Consider the following 25,377-nt stretch of genomic DNA (forward strand, 5'->3'; position numbering starts at 1 on the left):
GTTGGAATGCAATCCAATTGCCCAACCCGCGAATCCCGCGGTTAGGTTTTTGCGTGATATCAATATGCTATTTTGGTATTTAAACTTTGCTTTTTATACCTTTAAAGTTCGCGCTAGCCGACGTTACCCACGTCGGAATGGACGGCGCTCGCGGCATTACCCATGCGGCGATATGGACTCACGATGACCTTCGATTTCGCATTTATTCTCAGCACCTTGCCGGCGTTTTTGAAAGCCGTGGGGGTGACGCTGCAAGTCGGCCTGATTGCCATTGCCACCTCGCTGCTGGTGGCACTGATCAACGCCGCGCTGCTGGTGTTTCGCACGCCCTACCTGTCGCGCCTGGTGGCGCTGTACGTGGAGCTGGCGCGTAACACGCCGCTGCTGATCCAACTGTTTTTTGTTTACTTCGCGCTGCCGGCACTGGGCTTCAATATCTCCGGGTTCTGGGCGGCGATCATCACCATGACGTTCCTGGGCGGCGCCTACCTCACCGAGGTGCTGCGCGCCGGTGTGGAAGCGGTGCCGCTGGCGCAGATCGAGTCGGGCAAGTCCATCGGCCTGTCCGACTGGCAGTTGCTGCGCCATGTGATCCTGCCCCAGGCCGGCATCCTCAGCCTGCCGGCGCTGTTCGCCAATTTCATCTTCCTGCTCAAGGAGACCACCGTGGTCTCCGCCGTGGCGGTGCCGGAGATTCTCTACACCACCAAGAGCTACATCGCGCTCTACTACAAAACCTACGAAATGCTCGCCGTGCTGACGCTGATTTGCGTGCTGTTGTTTTTGCCGCTGTCGCTGTTGCTCAGCCGCCTGGAAAGGAGGCTCCAGCATGGCCAGTTCGGGTCTTGAGTTGTTGTGGGTGTCGTTGCCGCAATTGGGCAAGGGCGCTGCACAAACCCTGTCGATCTCGTTTTTGAGCATTGCCTTCAGCACCATCGGCGGCGTGTTGTATGGCGTGCTGCGCACGTTGAATAACAAGCTGATCAACGCAGTGCTGCGGGTGTACCTGGAGTTGTTCCGGGCGATCCCGGTGCTGGTATGGCTGTACTTGCTGTTTTTTGGCCTGCCGATTTTCTTCGGCTTGAGCATCCCGAGCTTCTGGTGCGCGGTGCTGGTGCTGTCGCTGTGGGGCGCCAGCGAGGTGGGCGAGGTGGTGCGCGGCGCCTTGCATTCGCTGCCCCGTGGCCAGCGAGAAGCGGGCTTGTCGATTGGCCTGTCGGACCCGCAGCTGTACGGCTACGTGCTGCTGCCCCAGGCCCTCAAGCGCATGACTCCGCCGACCATCAACGTCTACACGCGCATCATCAAGACCAGCTCCCTGGCGGTGCTGATCGGTGTGGTGGACGTGATCAAAGTCGGCCAGCAAATCATCGAACGCACCTACGAGTCGGTCCTGATCTACGGCGTGCTGTTCCTGTTTTTCTTCTTTATCTGCTACCCGTTGTCGGCCGCCTCCAAGGTGCTGGAACGGCGCTGGGCCCAAGCATGAGCGCATTGATCGAGTTTCAGGGTTTCAACAAATTTTTCGGCGAGACGCAGGTGCTCAAGGGCATCGACCTGGGTGTGCAAAGCGGCGAAGTGGTGGTGATCCTCGGCCCCAGCGGCTGCGGCAAAAGCACCTTGCTGCGTTGCCTCAATGGGCTGGAAGTGGCCCACAGCGGCAGTCTGCGGTTTGCAGGTCGCGAGCTGCTGGGCAAAAACACCGACTGGCGCCAGGTGCGCCAGGACATCGGCATGGTGTTCCAGAGCTACCACTTGTTCCCGCACATGAGCGTGCTCGACAACATCCTGCTCGGCCCGCTCAAAGTGCAAAAACGCGACCCCCGCGAAGCCCGCGAGCAGGCCGAAAAGCTGTTGGAACGTGTCGGTCTGGCCGACAAACGCGATGCTTTCCCGCGCCAGCTCTCCGGTGGCCAGCAGCAACGTATCGCCATCGTCCGTTCGCTGTGCATGAACCCCCAGGTCATGCTGTTTGACGAAGTCACCGCCGCCCTTGACCCGGAAATGGTCAAGGAAGTGCTGGAAGTGATCCAGGGGCTGGCCCGCGATGGCATGACCCTGCTGATCGTCACCCATGAAATGGCCTTCGCCCGCGCCGTCGCCGACCGCGTGGTGTTTATGGAGGCCGGTCGCATCCTCGAACACAACACCCCCGAGGCATTCTTTACGAACCCGCAAACCGCACGCGCGCAGCAGTTCCTGGAGAAGTTCTCCTTTGTTTCAACACTGCCCAAGAAAACCAAGGAACTGGAACTGATATGAAAAAACTACTGTTGCCACTGTTGGCCGTCGCCTTGCTGGCCGGCTGCGATAAAAAGGCCGAAGAGCCGGAAAAACCTGCGGCCGTCAGCTACATCGACAAAATCAAGGCGCGGGACAAGCTGATCGTTGGGGTCTTTACCGACAAACCACCGTTTGGCTTTGTGAACGAAGCGGGCCGTTACGTTGGCTTCGATACCGACATCGGCCGTCAATTCGCCAAGGACCTGCTGGGCGATGAGAACAAAGTCGAATTCGTCGCCGTGGAACCGGCCAGCCGTATTCCGTTCCTGCAAAGCGACAAGGTCGACCTGATCCTCGCCAACATGACCGTGACGCCGGAACGCAAGGAAGCAGTGGACTTCACCAACCCCAACCTGAAAGTCGCGGTACAGGCCCTGGTGCCTAACGACAGCGCGATCAAAAGCCTGGATGACCTGGCCAGCCGCACCACCATCGTCACCACTGGCACCACCGCCGATATCTGGCTGACCAAAAACCACCCGGACTGGAAACTGCTCAAGTTCGAGAAAAACTCCGAGTCGCTGCAAGCACTGTCGGCTGGCCGTGGCGATGCCTACGCCCAAGACAACCTGGTGCTGTTCAGCTGGGCCAAGCAGAACCCTGGCTATCGTGTGCTGGAAGAGAAGTTAGGTGATGAAGCGCCGATTGCGCCGGCGGTGAAGAAGGGCAATGTCGAACTGCGCGACTGGGTGAACGCCGAGTTGGCCAAGCTGGGTGAAGAGAAGTTTTTGCTCAAGCTGTATGACCAATATGTGCGTAAAGAACTGAGCGATGAGACCAAGCCGGAGAGCGTGATTGTTGAAGGCGGGAAGTGGCAGGGCTGATTCTTCATTGATGCTACTGGCCTCATCGGGGGCAAGTCGAATCGTCGCACCGCCCCTCCCACAGTGGGTTGGGTTCACAGATTCTGATGTGTGAATACAGTCAAATGTGGGAGGGGGCTTGCCCCCGATGAGCATAGGTATCTACACAACTCTTAAAGGCTGACACATGACCCTGTGGTGAGCGGGCTTGTCCCGCGCTGGGCTGCGAAGCGGCCCCAATTCAGGCACCGCGTTTTTTCAGTCATAACCCATTGGCCGGTTTTGGGGCTGCTTCGCAGCCCAGCGCGGGACAAGCCCGCTCACCACAACAGCCCAGTTGTCATAGATTCAGCATCCCCAGGAAGTTGTGTAGATACCCATGCCCCGATGAGGCCAGTGAAATCACCTCAAAACGTGCTGGCCCATGCAGATAAGGAACCCTGAACTAAGCTCACAGTCGCATACACACTGGCACATCGCATCGCGCACAAGGAGTCTGCATGGGCGGTCGTATTTCCACTTGTATTGTCGGCCTGGGTTTAGTGGTGTTGCTGAGCGCTTGCGGCCAGGAAAAGGCCGAACCCAAGCAGCATTCCCGGGTCTTTGTGCAAACCGTGCAGTCGGCGGATTTTGCCGCGGCGGTCACACTGACCGGGGATATCCAGGCCCGTGTGCAAACCGACCTGTCCTTTCGCGTCGGCGGCAAGATCATCCAGCGCATGGTGGATGTGGGTGACCGCGTGACCGCCCGGCAAGTGCTGGCCAAGCTCGATCCCAAGGATTTGCAGACCAGCGTCGATTCCGCCCAGGCCCAGGTCGTGGCGGAGCAGGCGCGGGTCAAGCAGACGGCGGCAGCCTTTGTGCGCCAGGAAAAACTGCTGCCAAAGGGCTACACCAGCCGCAGCGAATACGATGCCGCCCAGGCCGCGCTGCGCAGCAGCCAAAGCGCCCTGGCCGCTGCCCAGGCTCAACTGGCCAATGCCCGCGAGCAACTGGGCTACACCTCGCTGATCGCTGAAACGCCCGGTGTGATCACCGCTCGCCAAGCGGAAGTCGGCCAGGTGGTGCAGGCCACTGTGCCAATTTTCAGCCTGGCCAGCGACGGCGAGCGTGATGCGGTGTTCAACGTTTACGAATCCCTGCTGGTGGAGCCGCCGCCCGATGCGCCGATCACCGTCAGCCTGTTGGATAACCCGAGTATCAAGGCCCAGGGCAAAGTCCGTGAAGTCACGCCTGCCGTGGCGGCCAACACCGGCACGGTGCAGGTGAAGATTGCGCTGCAATCGCTGCCCAAAGGAATGCAGCTCGGTTCGGTGGTCAGCGCCACCGCCAATGGGCAGGCCAAGCGGAGCGTAGAGCTGCCGTGGTCGGCGTTGACCAAAGACTTGAGTGAACCCGCGGTGTGGCTGATCGATGGCGACGGCAAGGCGCAACTGCACAAGGTCACGGTGGCCCGTTACCTCACCGGCAAGGTCATCATCGGCGATGGCCTTACAGGCGGTGAAAAAGTCGTGGTAGCCGGTGGGCAATTGCTGCACCCCGGCATGCTGGTCGAGATTGCCCAGCAGGGAGCCCAGCCATGAAGCGTCTGACGCTAGCCCTCGCCGCCAGCCTGCTGCTGGCGGCCTGCTCCAAGGAAGAGGCGCCGCCCGAGCCCGTGCGCCCGGTGCTGTCCATGGAAGTGAAGGCCGAAGACCAGGAAACCCTCGGTCGCTTCGCCGGCACCATCCAGGCGCGCTATGAAAGCAATCTGGGCTTTCGCGTGCCGGGACGTATTGCCCGCCGCGCCGTGGATGTGGGGGCTGAAGTGGAGAAGGGCGCCTTGCTCGCTGTGCTCGACCCCACGGATCAGCAAAACCAATTGCGCGCCGCCCAAGGCGACCTCGCTCGCGTCCAGGCGCAATTCATCAATGCCCAGGCCAACGCTCGTCGCCAGCAGGAATTGTTCAACCGTGGCGTCGGCGCCCAGGCGCAACTGGATATCGCCCAGACCGACCTGAAAACCACCCAGGCCTCACTCGACCAAGCCAAGGCTTCGGTCAACCAGGCCAAGGATCAGCTCAACTACGCCGAGTTGCGCACCGACCACGCGGGCATCGTCACCGCCTGGAACGCCGAGGCTGGCCAGGTGGTCAGCGCCGGCCAGCAAGTGGTGACCCTGGCGCGCCCGGACATCAAGGAAGCGGTCATCGACCTGCCCGCCGGCCTCGCCGAGCGCCTGCCACCTGACGTGGTGTTCCTGGTCGCCAGCCAGTTGGACCCCAGCGTCAACACCACCGCCATCGTGCGCGAGATCGAACCCCAGGCCCAAAGCGCCACCCGTACCCGTCGCGCCCGGCTGACCCTGAGCGATACGCCCGCCGCATTCCGCCTGGGCACCGCCATCAGCGTGACCTTGAGCACGGCCATCGCGCCGCGCCTGGAATTGCCCCTCAGCGCCCTGCAAGACGTCGACGGCAAGACCCGTCTCTGGATCCTCGACACCCAAAGCCAGACCGTGCAACCGCGTGATGTCAGTGTCGTCAGCCGGGACAGCCACAGCGCGGTGCTCAACGGCGGCGTCAAACCCGGCGAACGTGTCGTCACCGCTGGCGTGAACAGCCTGAAGCCCGGGCAAAAAGTCAAAATCGACGAGGACAGCCCGCGATGAAAGGGAGCTTCAACTTATCCGACTGGGCCCTCAAGCATCAGTCCTTCGTGTGGTACCTGATGTTCGTCGCGCTGTTGATGGGCGTGTTCTCCTACATGAACCTGGGGCGTGAGGAAGACCCGTCTTTCACCATCAAGACCATGGTGATCCAGACCCGCTGGCCAGGCGCGACCCAGGAAGAAACCCTCAAGCAGGTCACCGACCGCATCGAGAAAAAACTCGAAGAACTCGACTCCCTCGACTACGTGAAAAGCTACACGCGGCCGGGCGAGTCCACGGTGTTTGTATTTCTCAAGGACACCACCAGCGCCAAGGCCATCCCGGAAATCTGGTACCAGGTGCGCAAGAAGATCGACGACATTCGCGGCACCTTCCCCCAGGGTTTGCAGGGGCCGTCGTTCAACGACGAGTTTGGCGATGTATTCGGCTCGGTCTACGCCTTTACCGGCGACGGCCTGTCCATGCGCCAGTTACGCGACTATGTGGAGCAGGTGCGCGCCGAGATCCGTTCGGTGCCGGGGCTGGGCAAGGTCGAGATGATCGGCCAGCAGGACGAAGTGATTTACCTGAATTTCTCCACGCGCAAACTGGCCGCCCTGGGCGTCGACCAGCGCCAGGTGGTGCAGAGCCTGCAATCGCAGAACGCCGTGACCCCGGCGGGCGTGATCGAGGCAGGGCCGGAGCGGATTTCGGTGCGCACGTCGGGGCAGTTCGCCTCGGAAAAGGACCTGGCCAACGTCAATCTGCGGCTCAATGACCGTTTCTATCGCCTGGCGGACATCGCCGAGATCAGCCGCGGCTACGTCGACCCGGCGCGGCCGATGTTCCGGTTCAACGGCAAACCGGCGATTGGCCTGGCCATCGCCATGCAGAAGGGCGGCAATATCCAGTCGTTCGGCAAGGCCCTGCACACCCGCATGGACGAACTGACCGCCGACCTGCCGGTGGGCGTCGGGGTGCACAAAGTCTCCGACCAGGCCGAAGTGGTGGAAGAGGCCGTCGGCGGCTTTACCAGCGCGTTGTTTGAAGCCGTGATTATTGTGCTGGTGGTGAGCTTTATCAGCCTCGGCATGCGCGCCGGGTTGGTGGTGGCGTGTTCGATTCCGCTGGTCTTGGCGCTGGTGTTCGTGTTCATGGAATACAGCGGCATTACCATGCAGCGGGTGTCGCTGGGCGCGTTGATCATCGCCCTCGGCCTGTTGGTGGACGATGCGATGATCACCGTGGAGATGATGATCACGCGCCTGGAAAAGGGCGAAACCAAGGAACAGGCCGCGACCTACGCCTATACCTCGACGGCGTTCCCGATGCTCACCGGTACCTTGGTGACCGTCGCCGGTTTCGTGCCGATTGGCCTCAACGCCAGTTCGGCTGGCGAGTACACCTTCACCCTGTTTGCGGTGATTGCCGTGGCGATGCTGGTGTCGTGGGTGGTGGCGGTGCTGTTTGCGCCGGTGATCGGTGTGCATATCCTCAGCGCCAAGGTCAAACCCCACGACGCCGAGCCTGGGCGCATCGGGCGCGCCTTCAACGGCGGCATGCTCTGGGCCATGCGCAACCGCTGGTGGGCCATCGGCATTACCGTGGGCTTGTTCGTCGCTTCGGTGTTCTCGATGCAGTTCGTACAGAACCAGTTTTTCCCGTCGTCGGACCGTCCGGAAATCCTCGTCGACCTCAACCTGCCGCAAAACGCCTCGATCAACGAGACGCGCAAGGCCGTTGACCGCCTGGAAGCGATCATCAAGGACGACCCCGACATCGCACGCTGGAGCACCTATATCGGCCAGGGCGCGATTCGGTTCTATCTGCCCCTCGACCAGCAGTTGGAAAACCCGTACTACGCGCAGTTGGTGATCGTCAGCAAAGGCCTGGAAGAACGCGGCGAGCTGATTGCGCGCCTGCAAAAACGCCTGCGTGATGACTTTGTCGGCATCGGCAGCTTCGTGCAGCCCCTGGAAATGGGCCCGCCGGTGGGGCGTCCAATCCAGTATCGCGTATCCGGCAAAGACACCGACCAGGTGCGCAAGCACGCCATCGAACTGGCGACGCTGCTGGATAAAAACGCCCATTTGGGCGAGATCATCTACGACTGGAACGAGCCCGGCAAAGTGCTGCGCATCGACATCGCCCAGGACAAGGCAAGGCAACTGGGGCTGTCGTCGGAAGACGTGGCCCAACTGATGAACAGCGTGGTCAGCGGCGCGTCGGTGACCCAGGTGCACGACGATATCTACCTGATCAACGTGGTCGGCCGTGCTGAAGACGCCGAACGCGGCACCCCGGAAACCTTGCAGAACCTGCAGATCGTCACGCCCAACGGCACCTCGATCCCGCTGCTGGCGTTCGCCACCGTGCGTTACGAACTGGAGCAGCCGCTGGTGTGGCGTCGCGACCGCAAGCCGACCATCACCATCAAGGCCTCGGTGCGTGACGAGATGCAGCCGACGGATCTGGTCAAGCAGCTCAAGCCCGAGATCGATAAATTCAGCGCCGGTTTGCCGGTGGGTTACAAGGTCGCCACGGGCGGTACCGTGGAAGAAAGCGGCAAGGCCCAAGGCCCGATCGCCAGCGTGGTGCCGTTGATGCTGTTCCTGATGGCGACCTTCCTGATGATCCAGCTGCACAGCGTGCAGAAGATGTTCCTGGTGGCCAGCGTGGCGCCGTTGGGCCTGATCGGCGTGGTGCTGGCGTTGATCCCCACGGGTACGCCCATGGGCTTTGTGGCGATCCTGGGCATCTTGGCGCTGATCGGCATCATCATTCGCAACTCGGTGATCCTGGTGACGCAGATCCACGAATACGAAGTGGCCGGCTACACGCCGTGGGATGCGGTGGTGGAAGCCACCGAGCACCGGCGTCGCCCGATTTTGCTCACGGCGGCAGCGGCCAGCCTGGGAATGATCCCGATTGCGCGTGAGGTGTTCTGGGGGCCGATGGCGTACGCGATGATTGGCGGGATTATCATCGCAACGTTGCTGACGCTGCTGTTTTTGCCGGCGCTGTATGTGGCCTGGTACAAGATCCGCGAGCCCAAGCAGGAGCAACGCGTTTAACGGGCGGAGTGCGGTCAAAAATGTGGGAGGGGGCTTGCCCCCGATAGCAGTGTGTCAGTCAAATTGTTCTAACTGACCCACCGCCATCGGGGGCAAGCCCCCTCCCACATTTGGAATGTATTGCCAGGCAGCTATTCAGGTTTTGCGCCATACGCTGGCCAGCCAAGGCTGCTGTTCCCGTGGCAAACCGGCCGGGCGATAGTAGTGCTCCAACTCCACAAACCCCGCCGTCGTCAGCAAACCTTGCCACGCCGCCAAGTCGTGATACGACCCATACCGCGGCCCGTTCCAGCCTTCCTGGTTCTCACCCCGTGGATTGGAGCTGAACAGCACGCCCCCAGGCTTCAATGCGCTATACAACTGCTTGAGCACACGCGGCAGTTCCTGCTTGGGGATATGAAACAGCACTGCATTGGCAAAGATCCCGTCGAAGCGCTCATTGGGTAAATCCAGCTTGAGAAAATCTTGCTGCAACACCTCGCAGCCGCTGTCTTCACGCGCCATCTGCGCAAACCGCTCCGAGCCGTCCAGCCCGACGGCGATGTGGCCCATGCGGGTAAAGGTCTGCAAATCCCGCCCCGGCCCGCAGCCGAAATCCAGCACGGTGAACGGCGCCGCGCCTTGGATATGCCGCAGCAGCGCGTCGATGTTCTGGCTGACATCGTGGTCGCGGGTGCCTTCACGGAAATCCTCGGCCACTTTGTTGTAGTGGCCGAGGGTGGTGGACGTGATCTGGTTGAGGTCGTCGGGCTTGAGGGTCATGACGGGGAATACCGGGCGCTGAGATGGCCCGACTATACCTCACCTCTTGTTCAGCACCCGCGCCAGGCGATCGCCGCCCAGTTGAATCACCGCCACCAGCACCACCAGCAGCACAATCACGGTGAGCATGATCTGCGTGTCAAAACGCTGATAGCCGTAGCGGTAGGCAATGTCGCCCAAGCCGCCTGCACCAATCGCGCCGGCCATGGCGGACGAGTTGATCATGGTCACCAGCGTAATTGTAAAGCCGCCGACAATCCCCGGCAGCGCTTCCGGCAACAGCACGTGCCAGATGATGTGCCAGCGACGGCAGCCCATGGCTTGTGCGGCTTCGATCAGACCGTGGTCGACCTCGCGCAGGCTCACCTCGGCGATCCGCGCAAAGAACGGCGTGGCAGCGATGGTCAGCGGCACAACGGCGGCCCATACGCCGTAGGTGGTACCGACGATCAGCCGGGTGAACGGGATCAAGGCCACCATCAGAATCAAAAACGGAATCGAGCGGAACAGATTGACGAAGGCTCCGAGTACTCGGTTCAGCGTCGGCGCCTGGTAGATGCCGCCCTTGTCGCTGGTCACCAGAAACACCGCCAGTGGAATCCCCACCAGCAACGCGATCAGCGACGACACGCCGACCATCAACAAGGTGTCGATGGCGCCCTGCAATAAACGATCAAACCACATAGCCCAGCACCTCCGCCTGTTGTGCCCAATTCGCGGCGCGGTTGCGCAGTTCTTCGGCGCTGTGGGGGGCGCCATTCACCGCCAGCAGCAATTGCCCCAAGGCATGGCCCTGGATGCGTTCCACGCCGCCTTGCAACAAGCGCACGCGCCCGCCGAGGGCGCTGAACAGCGCCGCCAGGTCCGGTTCATCGCTGGCACTGCCGGTGAACTGCAAGCGCAGCACCACGGCGGCGTCCGTGGACGAAGGCGTGCTCTGCAAACGGCTTTGCAGTTCTTCCGGCAGCCCGTGTTGCAACGGCGCCAGCAGGGTTTTGCTGACCTCATGCCGAGGGTTGCCAAACACTTCCCACACCGGGCCTTGCTCGACGATACGCCCGTGTTCCAGCACCACCACGCGGTCGCAGATGTCGCGGATCACCGCCATTTCGTGGGTGATCAATACGATGGTCAGGCCCAGGCGCTGGTTGATTTCGCGCAGCAGGCCGAGGATCGATTGCGTGGTCTCCGGGTCCAGCGCCGAGGTGGCCTCGTCGCACAGCAGAATCTGTGGGTCATGCACCAGTGAACGGGCGATGCCCACGCGCTGTTTCTGCCCGCCGGACAGCTGCGCCGGGTAGGCCTTGTGCTTGTCCTGCAAGCCCACCAGCTCCAGCAGTTCGCGCACCTTCTGCTCACGCTGGGGCTTGGGCACGCCGGCGACTTTGAGCGGCAGCTCGACGTTCTGCCACACGGTCTTGGCCGACATCAAGTTGAAGTGCTGGAAGATCATGCCGATGCGCCGACGCAGCGCCACCAGGCGGTCTTCGTCGAAGTCGCCGATGTCCACCTGATCGATCAGTACGCGCCCGCTGCTCGGTTGTTCCAGGCGGTTGATGGTGCGGATCAACGAGGATTTACCGGCGCCGCTGCGGCCGATGATGCCGAACACTTCACCGCGCTGGATCGCCAGGTCGATGCCTTGCAAGGCATGCACCGCGCCGTCGTAGGTCTTGCCCAGGTTGATAAAACGCACATGGGCGCGGTTCAGGTCCGGATGCAGTTCAGTCTGCTCGGCGTCCCTGGGCGGTGTGCTCAGGTCGCGCAGTTGGGTGTTGGCGGCGGTCATTTTTTAGCTTCCCAGCCCACTTGGTAGAGCTTGCCCAGGGATTTATCCAGGGCCGCGCGCACCACCGGCGAGTGCTGGTAGATGTCGACGAACTTGATCACGCGCGGGTCGGTTTTGCTCTTCGGTTGGATCACGAACTGGATCACGTATTCCGGGTGGTCGAGGCCGTCAAACAGCAGCGCCGATTCAGCATCGAAGGTCTTGGACAGGCGGATATAGGCCGGATAGCCCTGCACCAGGTCGGCGTCATCATAGGCGCGCACCAGTTGCACGGCCTCGACTTGCAGGATTTTGATTTTCTTTGGATTGGCGACGATGTCTTCTTCGGTGGCCTTGTAGCCTACGCCCGGCTTGAGCGTGATCAGCCCGGCCTTGGCCAGCAGTTGCAGGCCGCGACCGCTGTTGATCGGGTCATTGGCGATGGCCACGCTGGCGCCTTCGGGCAGTTCGTTGAAGTTTTTGTACTTCTTCGAATACAGCCCGACGTTGTTGATGATGCCCGGCGCGTAGGGCACCAGGTCAAACCCGGCGGCGGCCTTGGCGTTTTCCAGGAAGGGGATGTGCTGGAAGTAGTTCACGTCGATATCGCCGGCGGCCAGGCTGACGTTGGGCGCGATCCAGTCGGTGAATTCCACCAGCTCGACCTTGAGGCCCTGCTTGCCGGCTTCGGCGACGGCGGCTTCCAGGGGAATCGCGAAGGCGGCAGTGGTGCCGACTTTGAGCGGCGCATCGGCGGCGAACACCGCCGAGCTGAACAACCCGAGGGCCAGGGCCAGTGCTTTGACTGGGTGGGAGAGCAGTATTTTTTTCATGGTTTATTTCCAGTCATAAGGTATTAGTGCAAACAGTGCAGATCCAATGTGGGAGGCGGCTTGCCCTCTCTCACATTTTTTTGTTCAGTGGCGGTATGTGGAACCGGTGTGTTGTTCGGGTAGGCGAGCACTGGCGTGGAAGACTTTTTCGCGCAGCGTTCCGGTCTCATAAGCGGTCTTGTACGAGCCCCTTCGCTGCAACTCCGGCACCACCAGATCGATAAAGTCCACATAGCTCTCCGGCGTCACAATCCGCGTCAGGTTGAACCCATCCAACCCGGTTTCGCCGATCCAGGATTCCAGCTCATCCGCCACCTGCTCCGGCGAACCCACCAAGGTGATGTAGCGCCCGCCCAAGGCGTGCTGCTCCAGCAATTTGCGCCGGGTCCAGTCGTTGTTCTGCAGGTTTTTGGTGGCTGACTGGATGGCATTGCTCTTCACGTACTGGATCGGTTCGTCCAGTTCGTACTCGGCAAAATCAATCGCGGTGGACGCCGAGAAGTGCGCCACGCCGGCCTCTGCGCTGGCGTAGCTCAGGTATTCGGCGTGTTTGGCCCAGGCCAGCTCTTCGGTAGCGCCGACGATCACGTTGAGGCCCATGAATACCTTGATGTCATCCGGATTGCGTCCGGCCCCGACCGCGCTGGCGCGCACCTTGTCGACCTGGGCTTTGGTCGACGCTTTGTTCTGCCCGCTGATAAACACGCACTCGGCATGGCGACCGGCGAACAGCAAGCCACGGTCCGAACTGCCAGCCTGGAACAACACCGGCGTGCGCTGTGGCGACGGTTCGCACAGGTGATAACCCTCAACCTGATAGAACTCGCCGTGGTGCTCGACCTTGTGCACCTTGCCCGGCTGCGCGTAGATCCGTTGCGCCGGGTCGTTGATCACCGCGTCGTCTTCCCAACTGCCTTCCCAAAGTTTGTACAGCACCTCCAGGTACTCATCGGCCTGGTCGTAGCGGCGGTCGTGCTCGACCTGCTCGGTAAGGCCCATGGCCTTGGCGGCGCTGTCGAGGTAGCCGGTGACAATGTTCCAGCCCACCCGGCCACGGCTCAGGTGATCGAGTGTGGACATGCGTCGGGCAAACAGATACGGCGGCTCATACGTCAGGTTGGCGGTGAGGCCGAAGCCCAGGTTTCTGGTGACGGCCGCCATCGCCGAGACCAGCAGCAACGGGTCGTTGACCGGCAGTTGGATCGACTCCTTGAGCGGTACGTCGATGGAGTGTTGGTAGACGTCGTACACGCCGACGATATCGGCGATAAACAAACCGTCGAACAGCCCACGCTCCAGGGTTTGCGCCAACTCAGTCCAGTACTCGATGGTCTTGTACTGGGTGGACGTATCCCGTGGATGGGTCCACAGACCGTGGTTGATGTGCCCGATGCAGTTCATGTTGAAGGCATTGAGCAGGATTTTTTTCTTTGCCATCAAATGGTCCCCCGCAGTGGCGGGTTTTCATCGTTGAGGTAGTAATTGCCCACCGCGTGATACTTCCAGCGCACCGGGTCGTGCAGGGTGTGCACCCGTGCGTTGCGCCAGTGGCGGTCGAGGCCGTGTTCGGCCAGGGTCGCCTGGCTGCCGGCGAGTTCGAACAGCGTGCTGCCGGCGGCGAGGGAAATTTCGGTGCTCAAGGCGCGCACTTCGGCCACCGCAATCGAGGCGGCGGCGACGGTATCGGCAGTGGTGTCGGCCTGGGCGCGGTCGAGGTATTCGCCCGAGCGTTCCAGCAGTGCTTCGGCGGCATGGAGGCGGACGCTCAAGTGGCCGAAGCTCTTGAGCGTCAACGGGTCTTCAGTCGCTTTGTCGTTGCCGGAATCGATCCACGGGCGGGTCTTGGTGCGCACAAAGTGCAGCGCATCCTCAAAGGCGGCGCGGGCGATGCCGGTGTCGATGGCGGCGTGAAGGATCTGCGCCAGCGGGCCGACCGTTGTCGGGCGTTCGAAGGCGCTCTGGAACGGGATTACGTCCTGGGCGGCGACCCACACGTTGTCGAACACCACCGAGCCGCTGCCGGTGGTGCGCTGGCCAAAGCCGCTCCAGTCGTCGATCACACTCAGGCCTTCGCTGTCGCGCGGGACAAACGCCAGTTGCTGCACGCCGTGCTCATCCACCACCGACGTCGGGATGCGTTGCGCGTAAATCGCACCGGTTGAGTAGAACTTGCGGCCAGTGATGCGAAAACCGTCGCCGTCGCGGGTGATGCTTGTGACGCGGTCGTGAGCGGTCTTGGTGCCCAGTTCGGCCAGTGCGTTGCCGAAGCGCTGGCCGGCAAGGACTTCGGCGTACAGGCGCTGTTGCTGCGCCGGGCTGCCGTTCACACGCAGCACTTCCAGGGCGTAGAAGTGGTTCTGCGGGATCTGGCCCAGGGAGGCGTCGGCCTGGGCGATCAGCGCGATGACCTTGGCCAGGGTGACGTTGGATACACCGGCGCCGCCGTACGCCTTGGGCACGCTGATGCCCCACAGGCCGGAGCGCGAGAACACGTCCAGCTCGGGCAAGGGCAGGCGGCGCTCACGGTCGCGCAGGATGCTGTCACGGCGAAAGTCTTCGGCCAGGTCGCTGGCGACAATAAGGGCTTGTTCATCGCTGGTGATCACCGCGACGTGATGAGAAAGGGTCATGCGTATTTCTCCAGAGGTCTGGTCGGTTAAATCCAGGAGTGACGAGCGGGTAACGTGCCGTTCAGGCGATAGGCGCCGATGGCGTGATACTTCCAGCGCACCGGGTCGTGCAGCGTGTGCACGCGCGCGTTGCGCCAATGCCGGTCGAGGTTGAACTCGGCGAGGGTGGCGCGGCTGCCGGCCAGTTCGAAGAGCTTCTCGCTGACCAGCAGCGACACTTCGGTGGTCAACACTTTGGCCTCGGCCACGGCGATTGAGGCGCGTGCGGCAGACTGCGCGGTGATCGGCGCGGCGCTGACCTGGTCCAGCACCTGGCCGGCCTTGCGCAGCAGCGCTTCGGCGGCGTGCAGTTCGATCTTCAGCCTGCCGATGTCGGCGATCACATACAGGTCATCGCTGGCGCGTTCGACCTTGGCGTCGATCCAGGGGCGCGAGCGTTCGCAAACGAAAGCGACGGTGTCATCAAGGGCGCCACGGGCGATGCCGGCGTCGATGGCCGCCTGGATCAATTGCGACACGGCGCCCTGGATGTTCGGGCTGTCGCCGATGCGCCAGTTTTCGACCACGAGGTCGGCATCGACCGGCACCTGGTCCAGCACTACGGTGCCGCTGGCGGTGGTGCGTTGGCCGAAGCCGGACCAATCATCGACGATGCGCAGCCCTTCGGTGCCCCGGCGCACGAATGCCATGACTTGCTTGCCGTCGTCGTTCAGCGCCTTGATCGCTACCCAGTGGGCAAACAACGCACCGGTGGAGTAAAACTTCTGGCCGCTGATCACGTAACCGTCGCCCTTGGCGGTGATGCGTGCCTTGAGTTCCAGGGTGTTCCTGGTGCCCCGCTCCGGGCCGCCGTTACCGATGCGCCAGCCGTCGAGCACGCTCTGGAACAGCTGCTTTTTCTGGCGCTCGGTGGCCGCGCCCTGCAACAGGTGCAGGATGCCGAAATGGTTTTGCGGGATCTGTCCCAGGGCCGGGTCTGCCGCGCTGATGATCGCGAACACGTCGGCCAGGGTCACGAAGGACACTTGCGGGCCGCCGTACTCGCGGGGAATGGAAATACTGCCCAGCCCGCTGCGGGTGAACTGTTCGAGCTGCGCCCATGGCAGCTTGCGTTGCTGGTCGCGCGTGGCGGCTTGCAGGCGCGCGGCCTGGGCCAGCTCGTGGGCGGCGTTCAGCGCTTGGGCGTCGTTGCGCAGCACGGCGGCCGGCAACAGCAGCGGGGCCACGTCCAGATCGCGTTGGGGGGGTGTTAGAGCCAAGTTAGACATCAGCGCCGCTCCTTGGCTGCACGTAATGCCCTGGCGTTGCGCACCGGGGTAATTCTGACCATACCGACCTCGCATTCAATGAAATGAAAACAGAAAAATCAAAGAGGTCCGGTGGTCCGGTGTATATACCCTAAGCGTGTTAAATATTTAAATAAACTAACTTTTGGGAATATGCATAGAAGGGCAGTCACCCAGGTTCGCAGGGTGAGCCGAGCGGGCGGGGTTGATAGACCGGCGCGGCGCCGGCCGGGCGGGTTGGCGCGCAGGCGGCAATGCGTAACGTGCGGGCTGGCGCCCAGCGCGAATTATTGCCGACACGGTCCAGAATGCAGTAGGTCACTTCCAGGCGGCTGTCGTCACCGGCCTCGACAATCAACGTCGACGGCACCCACACCTGTACCGCGTGGCCGACGGCCTTGGGCTGGATCTTCGGCAGGTCCAGGCGCACGTCGCCCCAGCGCAGGGTGATGGCGTCGCCTGTGGTCATGTTCAGATAAGGCTCGATGGTCAGCGGGATCCCCCGCCGTACCTGGCTGGCGTTGACGCCATAGCGGCGAATGGTTTCTGGCAGGCCGACCGGGGCCAGGTTCTGGTTTTCATCGCTGTAGAGTGCGCAGGGCAGGCCTCCCGGAGGCGTAGTTTTCACGCGCAGGTGCGCCATGGCCGAGCGTGCCGGGGCGCGGCCGATCTGCATGACCTGGTAATGAACCTGGGCGATACCCTCCTGCACAAAACTTTCCGGAACCCGCAGGCGAGTGGGCATGCCGACCTTGCACGCGGTCACCCGCCGTGAGGCCGCAAAGCAGTTGTTCCAGAACAGTTCGATCAGGTCGCCTTCATCCATGCCGGGGTAGGGCGCGATATCCACCAGCAGCTGTGTGGCTGCCAAGGCATTGATGCCGTGTCGAAGGGCCTGGGGCAGCGTCGGGGCGATGAGCCGTGCCGGGGTTGCGATGCGCGTCATAAGTAATCTCCTTGATGCAGCCAGCAGCAATCGTTCCAGCCCTTTGGCGCGGGTGCGCAGGGGGGCTGAAAGGAACGATTCAGTGAGTAGCCGGGATAGGATCCAATCCTCTGGGCCTTAGATAAGAGGGTTGGCCAGGGAGCGTCAATGGCGGCAAAAGGCTAAACGGCGGGTTTGGGGATATTCAGATGGGTCTGACTGGGCGGGGTGTTTTAAGGGGCGAGAGCGGGGGTGTTTTACCGGTGTGCGCGCGGACTTCCTGTAGGAATTCAAATGATGGAGAGGAAGCGATCTGCCTCTCCATATTCAGGCGCGCGTCAGTGAGCCAAAAACTTGCTCAGGAACTGTCGGGTGCGTTCTTCCCTGGGGTTGGCAAACAACGCCTTGGCTTCGCCTTGCTCCACGATCACGCCCTTGTCGAAAAAGATCACACGGTTGGCCACGTCTCGGGCAAAGCTCATTTCGTGGGTGACGATGACCATGGTGCGATTCTCTTCAGCCAGGCTGCGGATGGTCGCCAGCACTTCACCCACCAGCTCCGGGTCGAGGGCCGAGGTTGGCTCGTCGAACAGAATCACTTCCGGCTCCATGGCCAACGCACGGGCAATCGCCACGCGCTGTTGCTGGCCACCGGACAGGCGCCGTGGGTAGGCGTCTTCCTTGCCCGCCAAGCCAACCCTGGTCAGCAGCTTGCGCCCGAGGGCAACAGCATCTTCGCGTGGCATCTTCTTGACCACGCAGGGCCCTTCGATGACGTTTTCCAGCGCTGTGCGATGGGGGAACAGGTTGAAGTTCTGGAACACAAAACCCACGTGTTGACGCAGGCGCCGCACCAGGCCTTGCTGCTGGTTGAGCGGTTTGCTGCCGTCGATCTGGATGTCGCCCACCTTGATACGGCCGCTGGTGGGTTCCTCAAGGAAATTCAGGCAGCGCAGGAAGGTGGTCTTGCCGGAACCGCTGGGGCCGATGATGGCGACGACTTCGCCTTCCTTGACCTCAAGGTCGATACCGTTGAGCACCACCTGACCGTTGAATTGTTTGGTCAGTTTTTCAACCACGATCATGCTTCAAGACTCCAGGTCATGCCGGTTGACCCGGTCTTCCAGACGGTTTTGGAAATGCGCCAGGATGCTCGCCAGTACCCAGTAGATCAGGGCGGCGGACAGATACATGGTGAAAATTTCAAAGGTACGCGCCGACACCAGTTGCGCCTGGCGAAACAGCTCCGGCACCTGGATGGTGGCGGCCAGCGCCGTGTCCTTGACCAGCGAAATAAAACTGTTGCCCAGCGGCGGCAACGCAGTGCGCATCGCTTGCGGCAGGATGGCCCGGCGCAGGGTCTGCGCGCGGGTCATGCCGATACTGGCCGCGGCTTCCCACTGGCCACGCTCGATAGACGCGATGGCGGCCCGCAGGATTTCACAGGCGTAGGCGGCCATGTTCAGCGAAAAGCCGATCATGGCGGCCGGGATCGGATCCAGCTCGATACCCACTTGCGGCAAGCCGTAGTAGATCAAGAACAGCTGTACCAGCAAGGGCGTGCCGCGAAAGAACGACACGTAGACGCGGGCAGTCCAGCTCAGCAGCTTGAAGCGCGACAGGCGCATCAACGCCAGGCCGAAGCCCAGCAGCAAGCCGAAAAACATGCCGCCGAGGCTGAGGATCACCGTGTAATACGCGCCCTTGAGCAGAAAGGGCGCGGAGTCCAGCGCGAGTTGGAGACTTGCCTCCATTATTGAGTGACGTCAGCGTTGAAGTACTTCTCGGACAGCTTCTTCAAGGTGCCGTCGGCGCGCAGCTTGTCGAGGGCCTTGTTCACCGCTTCCAGCAATTCAGGCTCGCCTTTGCGCAGGGCGATACCGGATTCCTGGCGGGAGAAGGCATCGCCGGCAGCGGCGGTTTTCGGGGCTTTCTTGGCGTATTCCAGGGCGGCCAGGCGGTCGATCAGGATGGCGTCGATACGGCCGACGTTCAGGTCCTGGAATTTGGTTGGGTCATCGTTATAGGTCTTGATGATGGCTTTGGGTTGATTGTCCTTGAGCCATTGTTCGTAGTTGGTGCCCAGGCCGACACCGACTTTTTTGCCGGCCAGGTCGTCAGCGGTCTTGATGCTGTCGACGTTCTTCTTGAGCACCAGCGCCTGGATACCGGAGACGGTGTAAGGCGTGGAGAAATCGTACTTCTTCTTGCGCTCTTCAGAGATGGTCACCTGATTGACCACAGCGTCCAGGCGCTTGGATTCCAGGGCAGCGAGGATGCCGTCCCATGGCGTGGCCTGCAGCTTGACCTTGACGCCCAGCTCCTTGGCCAGAGCTTCGGACAGCTCGACTTCGAAACCGCTGAGCTTGCCGCTTTCATCGACGAAGCTGAACGGTGGGTAGGTGCCTTCCAGGCCGATCTTGATCTCGCCGGCCTTTTTGATGTTGCCCAGTTGCTCGCCGGCAACCGCTTGGCCCAGCAGCCCGGCGCCGAGCGCCAGACCCAAAGTGCCGACCAGCAAGGTGCGACGGAATACGGAAATAGTCATGAAGAGCCCCTGTGTTTTTTATGGTGAGCGAAGCAGATGACGCAGTAGTCGTATCCTGCCTTAAAGCGCGAAGCGCGTCTTCGCCTTCGGCGCGATGATAAAGGCAGGTTTTAAGACTTGAAAATAATAAAAATCTTAATTCATATTCCATTTTTGAATATAAGTTGGATCCAGTGTGGGAGGGGGCTTGCCCCCGATGCCGTCGGGTCAGCCAGCATATTTGTTACCGATCGACCGCAATCGGGGGGCAAGCCCCCTCCCACCTATAGCCCGCGTTTATTCAGTTGAAAACCGAGTCATAAGCAAACAATGCCGGCGCCCCACCGGTGTGCAGGAAAATGATTGGCCCATCTTCAAAGCGTTGACGCCCGATGCCGTCCAGCAGACCGGCCATGGCCTTGCCCGTATAGACCGGGTCCAACAGCAGGCCTTCCTGGCTGGCCAACAGTTTGATCGCGGCCAAGGTGCCGGCGTTCGGTTCGCCATAGCGCGGGCCGAAGTATTCGTCCCACAGGATTACCTTGAACGCTTCGGGGATATCCACACCCAGCAACTCGGCCGTGCGCTCGGCCAGCCCCTGCACTTTCGGGCGCTGGGCTTCGTCGGTGCGCGACACGGTGATGCCCACCACCGGCAGATTCGGCAGCGCTTCGCTCAACGCCAGGGCCAGGCCGCTGTGGGTACCGGCACTGCCGGAAGCCAACACCACGGCGGCGAATTCGATGCCGCTGTCTTCGATCTGCGCGGCCAGTTCCAGGCCGGCGCGCACATAACCCAGGGCGCCGAGGGCATTGGAGCCGCCGATGGGCACCAGGTACGGCTTCTTGCCGCTGCTGCGCAGGCGATCGGCGAGGGCGTTGAGTTGGTCGTCGACGTTATCGAGGTTTTCCACCAACTCAACTTTAGCGTCGAACAGTTCCAGCAGCAGGCGGTTGCCGTTGCCGAGGTAGTTGGGGTCGTCGGTGCCGGTGGGGTTTTCCAGCAGCGCGACGCAGCCCAGGCCGAGTTTGGCGGCGAGGGCGGCGGTCTGGCGTACGTGGTTGGACTGGATAGCGCCAGCCGTCACCAGCGTGTCTGCGCCCTGGGCGATGGCGTCGGCCGCGAGGTATTCGAGTTTGCGCAGCTTATTGCCGCCCATGGCCAGTGGCGTGGTGTCGTCGCGCTTGACGTAGATGTCACGTCCCAACCAGGTCGACAGCCGTTCGAGTTTTTCCAGGGCGGTGGCGCCGCCGAGCAGGTCCAGGCGGTTAAAACGGTCGAGCTGTTGCTTGATCATGGCTACGCACGGTGGCTAAGGGATAAAGCGACTATAGGCAGGCACTTTTCATCGGGCAACCGTCAATCGCTTATGCCCGATGGTTCTTAGCATCACACCATTGGTTCTTAAGGGCGGCCGAGGTGCATACCGTAAAGTGATTGCCATTACGTCAGGAGTGAATACCGTGAGTGAGCGTTCCAGCCATTGGCAATTACAGACCATCGTCAGCCAGTTGCGCGGTGCCCGAGACGCGTGGCGAACGCGCAATGGTCGCTTGAGCGGCGAGCATGGCGGCCGCGAGTTGCCGTCCCGAGAAGCCGTTGCGCAGATCCTCGAAGCTTTGTGCGGCGCACTGTTCCCGATGCGCCTGGGGCCGGCGGATCTGCGTGAAGAAAGTGAAGACTTCTACGTCGGCCATACCCTCGACGTCGCGCTGAATGCGTTGCTTGCCCAGGCACGCCTGGAGCTGCGTTATGCCGCGCGGCAGGGCGGCCAGGACGACAGCCAGATTGATGCCCACGCCATCCGCCTGATCCAGGATTTCGCCCTGGCCTTGCCGTCCCTGCGCAGCCTGCTGGACACCGACGTACTCGCCGCCTACCACGGCGACCCGGCCGCGCGCAGTGTGGATGAGGTGTTGCTGTGCTACCCGGGGATTTTGGCGGTGATTCACCATCGCCTGGCCCACCACCTGTACCGCGCCGGTTTGCCGCTGCTGGCGCGGATCAGCGCGGAAATCGCTCACTCGGCCACCGGCATCGACATTCACCCCGGCGCACAGATCGGCCCGAGTTTCTTTATCGACCATGGGACGGGTGTGGTGATTGGCGAAACCGCGATCATCGGCGAGCGGGTGCGTATCTACCAGGCCGTGACGTTGGGCGCCAAGCGCTTCCCGGCGGATGAAGACGGGCAGTTGCAGAAGGGCCATCCGCGTCATCCGATCGTCGAGGACGATGTGGTGATCTACGCCGGGGCGACGATCCTGGGGCGAATCACCATTGGCAAGGGTTCGACCATTGGCGGCAATGTGTGGCTGACGCGCAGTGTGCCGGCTGAGGCGAACATCACCCAGGCGAATCTGCAGCATGATGATGGGGCGCAAAAGTAGAGAACCTGCACCGGTCACCTGTGGGAGGGGGCAAGCCCCCTCCCACATTTTGACGGCATTCCACACGAAGGCCGTGTTTCAGTCAGCAGTCGCTGAACGATTTCCTTTGCTCACCCGTCATACCACTCAGCCCTGCGATTAGTCCCGGACCGCCTATTCATGTTTAACTTGAACGCTCGTTCAAGTTAAACCCGGTGGTTCGCTGCCCGCTCACAACAGGAGGCTTACCTTTGCTGAGTCCGTTATTTACAGCCACATCCTTCAACCTCGGGGTGCATCGTTCATGAGTGCATCGTCCACCCCTGCCAGCGGCCAAGTGCGCATGAATGCGCCGGTTTTCTATTTCGCCGCGACCTTCATCCTGCTGTTCGGCATCACTGTCATCGCTATCCCGCAACAGGCCGGTGCCTGGCTGCTGGCGGCGCAAAACTGGGCGGCCAATACGGTCGGCTGGTACTACATGCTGGCGATGACCCTGTATCTGGTCTTCGTGGTGGTCACCGCGCTATCGGGCTACGGCAAGATAAAACTCGGTGCCGACCACGACGAGCCCGAATTCAGTTACCTGTCCTGGGCCGGCATGCTGTTCGCGGCCGGCATCAGCATCACGCTGTTTTTCTTCTGCGTATCCGAACCCCTGACGCACCTGGTGCAGCCGCCACAAGGCGCGCCGATGAACGCCGATGCGGCGCGTCAGGCCATGCAGATTCTGTTTCTGCACTGGGGCCTGCACGGCTGGGGCGTGTTCGCGTTTGTCGGCATGGCGCTGGCGTATTTCGCCTACCGGCATAACCTGCCGCTGGCGTTGCGCTCGGCGCTGTACCCGCTGATCGGCAAGCGCATCAACGGCCCCATCGGCTATGCGGTGGATGGCTTCGGCATCATCGCTACGGTGTTCGGTCTTGGCGCCGACATGGGCTTTGGTGTGTTGCACCTTAACTCTGGCCTCGATTATCTGTTCGGCATCGCCCACACCCAGTGGATTCAGGTTGGCCTGATCACGTTGATGATGGGCGCGGCGATTCTGGTCGCAGTAGCCGGCGTCGATAAAGGCGTGCGGGTGATGTCCGACATCAACATGCTGCTGGCCTGCGCGCTGCTGCTTTTCGTGTTGTTTGCCGGGCCGACCCAGCATTTGCTCAACACCCTGATCCAGAACATCGGCGATTACCTCGGCGCGCTGCCGACCAAGAGTTTCGACGTCTACGCCTACGACAAACCGAGCGACTGGCTGGGCGGTTGGACGGTGTTCTACTGGGCCTGGTGGATCGCATGGTCGCCGTTCGTGGGCCTGTTTATCGCACGGATTTCCCGTGGCCGTACCATTCGCGAATTCGTGTTCGGCGTGCTGCTGATCCCGCTGGGCTTCACCCTGGCATGGATGTCGATTTTCGGTAACAGCGCCATCGACCAAGTGCTCAACCACGGCATGGCCGCGCTCGGTCAGTCGGCCATCGATGACCCGTCGATGAGCCTCTACCTGCTGCTGGAAACCTATCCGTGGAGCAAAACCGTAATCGCGGTAACGGTGTTTATCAGCTTTGTGTTTTTCGTCACCTCGGCCGATTCGGGCACGGTGGTCTTGTCGACCCTGTCGTCCAAGGGCGGCAATGCCGATGAAGACGGGCCCAAATGGCTGCGGGTGTTCTGGGGCGCGATGACGGCGCTGGTCACCAGTGCCTTGCTGTTTGCCGGCAGTATCGACTCGCTGAAATCAGCGGTGGTACTGACCTCACTGCCGTTCTCGCTGATCCTGCTGCTGATGATGTGGGGGCTGCACAAGGCGTTCTACCTCGAATCGCAAAAGCAGATCGCACAGTTGCATTCGTTGGCGCCGATCTCGGCTTCACGCAAAGGCAAGGGCGGCTGGCGCCAGCGCTTGAGCCAGGCGGTGCATTTCCCATCGAGGGATGAGGTGTACCGCTTCCTTGAGTCGACGGTGCGCCCGGCGATTGAAGAAGTGACGGCAGTGTTTGTCGAGAAGGGCCTCTCGGTGGTGACCCAGCCGGATCCGTCCAACGACAGCGTCAGCCTGGAGATCGGCCATGGCGAGGAACATCCTTTCATCTACCAGGTGCAGATGCGCGGCTACTTCACGCCGTCGTTCGCCCGTGGCGGCATGGGCTCCAAAGAGATCAACAACCGCCGCTATTACCGGGCGGAAGTTCACTTGAGCGAGGGCAGCCAGGACTACGATCTGGTGGGCTATACCAAAGAGCAGATCATCAACGACATCCTCGACCAGTACGAGCGGCATTTGCAGTTCCTGCACCTGGTGCGTTGAGGTGATCTTGTCGTTCCATTCGGGCAGCCATTTGCTGTAAAACGAAAGGGCAGACTTAAGCGATTCAGCTGGTTAAAAGGCCTGGGAATAACCTTATTCCCAGGCCTTATTTGCCCTAAGCCCAGAGAGGATTCGATGACGTACATTGCTGCCGAAAACCGCTATGAATCTATCCCGTATCGCCGCGTAGGCCGCAGTGGACTGGTGCTGCCCGCACTGTCCCTGGGGCTGTGGCACAACTTTGGCGACAGCACCCCGATCGACACCCAGCGCGCCCTGTTGCGCACCGCGTTTGACCTGGGGATAAACCACTTCGACCTGGCTAACAACTACGGCCCGCCCTATGGCAGCGCCGAGATCAATTTCGGCCGTTTGCTGCGCGAAGACTTCAAGCATTACCGCGACGAATTGATCATCTCCAGCAAGGCCGGTTGGGACATGTGGCCCGGCCCTTACGGCCAGGGCGGCGGCTCGCGCAAATACGTGCTGGCCAGCCTTGACCAGAGCCTGCAACGCCTGGGCGTCGACTACGTGGACATTTTCTACTCCCACCGTTTTGACGCCGACACCCCGCTGGAAGAAACCGCCAGCGCCCTCGCCACCGCCGTGCAACAAGGCAAGGCGTTGTACATCGGTATCTCGTCGTATTCCGGGGTGAAAACCCGTGAAATCGCGGCGCTGCTCAAGGAGTGGAAAGTGCCGCTGCTGATCCACCAGCCGGCCTACAACCTGCTCAACCGCTGGGTAGAAAAAGACCTGCTGGATACCACCGAAGAACTCGGCGCCGGCGTGATCGCTTTCACGCCACTGGCCCAGGGTTTGTTGACCGACAAATACCTCAATGGCGTGCCAGCGGATGCACGGGTCAATCGTCCAGGCGGTGGTTCGTTGCAGGCCAAGCACTTGTCCGAAGCCAACATCGCCCACGTACGTGCGCTGAACGAAATCGCCCAGCGTCGTGGCCAGAGCCTGGCGCAACTGGCACTGGCCTGGACGCTGCGTGATCCACGGGTCACCAGCGCGCTGATCGGCGCGAGCCGGCCGGAGCAGATTATCGAGAACGTTGGTGCGCTGAAGAACTTGAGTTTCAGCGCGGAAGAACTGGCGGAGATCGATCGGTTTGCGCAGGAAGGTGGGATTAACTTGTGGGAAAAGCCGTCCACCGCTGAATAGCATTGAAAGC

22 protein-coding genes are annotated in these 25,377 nt (G+C 61.5%); 10 read left to right on the forward strand and 12 right to left on the reverse strand.

The features are described 5' to 3' along the window. Positions 1-183: 183 nt before the first annotated feature. From NDJ82_RS19215 to NDJ82_RS19245, 7 genes are all read left to right on the forward strand, one after another. Positions 184-849 (forward strand): amino acid ABC transporter permease, encoded by a 666-nt coding sequence (locus tag NDJ82_RS19215; RefSeq protein WP_003187615.1) that lies wholly within the window; start codon positions 184-186, stop codon positions 847-849. Beyond that, entirely contained in the window at positions 830-1,489 is a 660-nt protein-coding gene (locus NDJ82_RS19220) for an amino acid ABC transporter permease (protein WP_112192932.1), read from the forward strand. The genes NDJ82_RS19215 and NDJ82_RS19220 overlap by 20 nt, the downstream gene beginning before the upstream one ends. Then, complete coding sequence (locus tag NDJ82_RS19225) at positions 1,486-2,262, forward strand: amino acid ABC transporter ATP-binding protein (protein WP_191960121.1); 777 nt, start codon at positions 1,486-1,488, stop codon at positions 2,260-2,262. Before NDJ82_RS19220 ends, NDJ82_RS19225 begins: the two co-directional genes overlap by 4 nt. Continuing rightward, positions 2,259-3,107, forward strand: a complete 849-nt coding sequence (locus NDJ82_RS19230) for a transporter substrate-binding domain-containing protein (RefSeq protein WP_250926094.1) — start codon at positions 2,259-2,261, stop codon at positions 3,105-3,107. Before NDJ82_RS19225 ends, NDJ82_RS19230 begins: the two co-directional genes overlap by 4 nt. Positions 3,108-3,586: 479 nt before the next feature. Continuing rightward, positions 3,587-4,669 carry an efflux RND transporter periplasmic adaptor subunit gene (locus NDJ82_RS19235; protein ID WP_099584380.1) on the forward strand — a complete coding sequence of 361 codons (1,083 nt, stop codon included), beginning with the start codon at positions 3,587-3,589 and terminating at the stop codon, positions 4,667-4,669. Then, positions 4,666-5,736: an efflux RND transporter periplasmic adaptor subunit gene (locus NDJ82_RS19240; RefSeq protein WP_099584381.1), complete on the forward strand. Its 1,071-nt coding sequence runs from the start codon at positions 4,666-4,668 to the stop codon at positions 5,734-5,736. The genes NDJ82_RS19235 and NDJ82_RS19240 overlap by 4 nt, the downstream gene beginning before the upstream one ends. After that, the gene (locus NDJ82_RS19245) at positions 5,733-8,789 is read left to right on the forward strand and encodes an efflux RND transporter permease subunit (RefSeq protein ID WP_158876586.1); all 3,057 of its coding nucleotides are present in this window, start codon (positions 5,733-5,735) and stop codon (positions 8,787-8,789) included. The genes NDJ82_RS19240 and NDJ82_RS19245 overlap by 4 nt, the downstream gene beginning before the upstream one ends. 135 nt (positions 8,790-8,924) lie before the next feature. Here NDJ82_RS19245 and NDJ82_RS19250 read toward each other — a convergent pair whose 3' ends face one another. The 12 genes from NDJ82_RS19250 to NDJ82_RS19305 all read right to left on the reverse strand — a co-directional run bounded on the left by NDJ82_RS19250 (position 8,925) and on the right by NDJ82_RS19305 (position 20,817). Then, a complete protein-coding gene (locus NDJ82_RS19250; protein WP_250926095.1) occupies positions 8,925-9,551 on the reverse strand; it encodes a class I SAM-dependent methyltransferase in 627 nt (208 codons plus the stop codon). 39 nt (positions 9,552-9,590) lie between these two features. Continuing rightward, positions 9,591-10,235: a methionine ABC transporter permease gene (locus tag NDJ82_RS19255; protein ID WP_250926096.1), complete on the reverse strand. Its 645-nt coding sequence runs from the start codon at positions 10,233-10,235 to the stop codon at positions 9,591-9,593. Next, complete coding sequence (locus tag NDJ82_RS19260; RefSeq protein WP_250926097.1) at positions 10,225-11,340, reverse strand: methionine ABC transporter ATP-binding protein; 1,116 nt, start codon at positions 11,338-11,340, stop codon at positions 10,225-10,227. Before NDJ82_RS19260 ends, NDJ82_RS19255 begins: the two co-directional genes overlap by 11 nt. Beyond that, positions 11,337-12,152, reverse strand: coding sequence for a MetQ/NlpA family ABC transporter substrate-binding protein (locus NDJ82_RS19265; RefSeq protein WP_158876593.1), 816 nt, complete (start codon positions 12,150-12,152; stop codon positions 11,337-11,339). The genes NDJ82_RS19260 and NDJ82_RS19265 overlap by 4 nt, the downstream gene beginning before the upstream one ends. Positions 12,153-12,236: 84 nt before the next feature. Further along, a complete protein-coding gene (locus NDJ82_RS19270; protein WP_250926098.1) occupies positions 12,237-13,589 on the reverse strand; it encodes an LLM class flavin-dependent oxidoreductase in 1,353 nt (450 codons plus the stop codon). Further along, the gene (locus tag NDJ82_RS19275; RefSeq protein WP_158876599.1) at positions 13,589-14,782 is read right to left on the reverse strand and encodes an SfnB family sulfur acquisition oxidoreductase; all 1,194 of its coding nucleotides are present in this window, start codon (positions 14,780-14,782) and stop codon (positions 13,589-13,591) included. Before NDJ82_RS19275 ends, NDJ82_RS19270 begins: the two co-directional genes overlap by 1 nt. A gap of 26 nt (positions 14,783-14,808) precedes the next feature. Further along, positions 14,809-16,050, reverse strand: a complete 1,242-nt coding sequence (locus tag NDJ82_RS19280) for an SfnB family sulfur acquisition oxidoreductase (RefSeq protein ID WP_250926099.1) — start codon at positions 16,048-16,050, stop codon at positions 14,809-14,811. Between the two features lie 187 nt (positions 16,051-16,237). Beyond that, on the reverse strand, positions 16,238-17,014 hold the full coding sequence (locus tag NDJ82_RS19285) for a hypothetical protein (protein WP_250926100.1): 777 nt from the start codon (positions 17,012-17,014) through the stop codon (positions 16,238-16,240). Between the two features lie 317 nt (positions 17,015-17,331). Next, positions 17,332-18,078: an L-cystine ABC transporter ATP-binding protein TcyN gene (gene tcyN, locus NDJ82_RS19290; RefSeq protein WP_099584389.1), complete on the reverse strand. Its 747-nt coding sequence runs from the start codon at positions 18,076-18,078 to the stop codon at positions 17,332-17,334. Positions 18,079-18,081: 3 nt separating this feature from the next. Further along, a complete protein-coding gene (gene tcyL, locus NDJ82_RS19295; RefSeq protein WP_099584390.1) occupies positions 18,082-18,747 on the reverse strand; it encodes a cystine ABC transporter permease in 666 nt (221 codons plus the stop codon). Beyond that, complete coding sequence (gene tcyJ, locus NDJ82_RS19300) at positions 18,747-19,541, reverse strand: cystine ABC transporter substrate-binding protein (RefSeq protein ID WP_099584391.1); 795 nt, start codon at positions 19,539-19,541, stop codon at positions 18,747-18,749. The genes tcyL and tcyJ overlap by 1 nt, the downstream gene beginning before the upstream one ends. Before the next feature lie 280 nt (positions 19,542-19,821). After that, complete coding sequence (locus NDJ82_RS19305; protein WP_158876604.1) at positions 19,822-20,817, reverse strand: D-cysteine desulfhydrase; 996 nt, start codon at positions 20,815-20,817, stop codon at positions 19,822-19,824. 166 nt (positions 20,818-20,983) lie between these two features. On the opposite strand from NDJ82_RS19305, the gene epsC reads away from it, so the two are divergent. From epsC to mgrA, 3 genes are all read left to right on the forward strand, one after another. Next, complete coding sequence (gene epsC, locus NDJ82_RS19310; protein ID WP_099584393.1) at positions 20,984-21,910, forward strand: serine O-acetyltransferase EpsC; 927 nt, start codon at positions 20,984-20,986, stop codon at positions 21,908-21,910. A gap of 322 nt (positions 21,911-22,232) precedes the next feature. Next, positions 22,233-24,194 (forward strand): choline transporter BetT, encoded by a 1,962-nt coding sequence (betT, locus tag NDJ82_RS19315; protein ID WP_177411588.1) that lies wholly within the window; start codon positions 22,233-22,235, stop codon positions 24,192-24,194. A gap of 135 nt (positions 24,195-24,329) precedes the next feature. Further along, positions 24,330-25,367 (forward strand): L-glyceraldehyde 3-phosphate reductase, encoded by a 1,038-nt coding sequence (gene mgrA, locus NDJ82_RS19320; protein WP_010214105.1) that lies wholly within the window; start codon positions 24,330-24,332, stop codon positions 25,365-25,367. Positions 25,368-25,377: the final 10 nt, after the last annotated feature.

The organism is Pseudomonas sp. SR18 (genome assembly GCF_023701505.1).
In the GTDB taxonomy this organism is placed as follows: domain Bacteria; phylum Pseudomonadota; class Gammaproteobacteria; order Pseudomonadales; family Pseudomonadaceae; genus Aquipseudomonas; species Aquipseudomonas cyclaminis.

Bases quoted from the DNA above. Each gene is read 5' to 3' on its own strand.
- NDJ82_RS19230 (WP_250926094.1), top strand. From the start codon at position 2,259: ATGAAAAAACTACTGTTGCCACTGTTGGCCGTCGCCTTGCTGGCCGGC.
- tcyJ (WP_099584391.1), bottom strand. From the start codon at position 19,541: ATGACTATTTCCGTATTCCGTCGCACCTTGCTGGTCGGCACTTTGGGT.
- NDJ82_RS19265 (WP_158876593.1), bottom strand. From the start codon at position 12,152: ATGAAAAAAATACTGCTCTCCCACCCAGTCAAAGCACTGGCCCTGGCC.
- NDJ82_RS19250 (WP_250926095.1), bottom strand. From the start codon at position 9,551: ATGACCCTCAAGCCCGACGACCTCAACCAGATCACGTCCACCACCCTC.
- NDJ82_RS19225 (WP_191960121.1), top strand. From the start codon at position 1,486: ATGAGCGCATTGATCGAGTTTCAGGGTTTCAACAAATTTTTCGGCGAG.
- NDJ82_RS19270 (WP_250926098.1), bottom strand. From the start codon at position 13,589: ATGGCAAAGAAAAAAATCCTGCTCAATGCCTTCAACATGAACTGCATC.
- mgrA (WP_010214105.1), top strand. From the start codon at position 24,330: ATGACGTACATTGCTGCCGAAAACCGCTATGAATCTATCCCGTATCGC.
- NDJ82_RS19305 (WP_158876604.1), bottom strand. From the start codon at position 20,817: ATGATCAAGCAACAGCTCGACCGTTTTAACCGCCTGGACCTGCTCGGC.
- NDJ82_RS19280 (WP_250926099.1), bottom strand. From the start codon at position 16,050: ATGTCTAACTTGGCTCTAACACCCCCCCAACGCGATCTGGACGTGGCC.
- NDJ82_RS19215 (WP_003187615.1), top strand. From the start codon at position 184: ATGACCTTCGATTTCGCATTTATTCTCAGCACCTTGCCGGCGTTTTTG.
- tcyN (WP_099584389.1), bottom strand. From the start codon at position 18,078: ATGATCGTGGTTGAAAAACTGACCAAACAATTCAACGGTCAGGTGGTG.
- betT (WP_177411588.1), top strand. From the start codon at position 22,233: ATGAATGCGCCGGTTTTCTATTTCGCCGCGACCTTCATCCTGCTGTTC.
- NDJ82_RS19255 (WP_250926096.1), bottom strand. From the start codon at position 10,235: ATGTGGTTTGATCGTTTATTGCAGGGCGCCATCGACACCTTGTTGATG.
- NDJ82_RS19240 (WP_099584381.1), top strand. From the start codon at position 4,666: ATGAAGCGTCTGACGCTAGCCCTCGCCGCCAGCCTGCTGCTGGCGGCC.
- NDJ82_RS19235 (WP_099584380.1), top strand. From the start codon at position 3,587: ATGGGCGGTCGTATTTCCACTTGTATTGTCGGCCTGGGTTTAGTGGTG.
- NDJ82_RS19220 (WP_112192932.1), top strand. From the start codon at position 830: ATGGCCAGTTCGGGTCTTGAGTTGTTGTGGGTGTCGTTGCCGCAATTG.
- NDJ82_RS19245 (WP_158876586.1), top strand. From the start codon at position 5,733: ATGAAAGGGAGCTTCAACTTATCCGACTGGGCCCTCAAGCATCAGTCC.
- NDJ82_RS19275 (WP_158876599.1), bottom strand. From the start codon at position 14,782: ATGACCCTTTCTCATCACGTCGCGGTGATCACCAGCGATGAACAAGCC.
- tcyL (WP_099584390.1), bottom strand. From the start codon at position 18,747: ATGGAGGCAAGTCTCCAACTCGCGCTGGACTCCGCGCCCTTTCTGCTC.
- NDJ82_RS19285 (WP_250926100.1), bottom strand. From the start codon at position 17,014: ATGACGCGCATCGCAACCCCGGCACGGCTCATCGCCCCGACGCTGCCC.
- NDJ82_RS19260 (WP_250926097.1), bottom strand. From the start codon at position 11,340: ATGACCGCCGCCAACACCCAACTGCGCGACCTGAGCACACCGCCCAGG.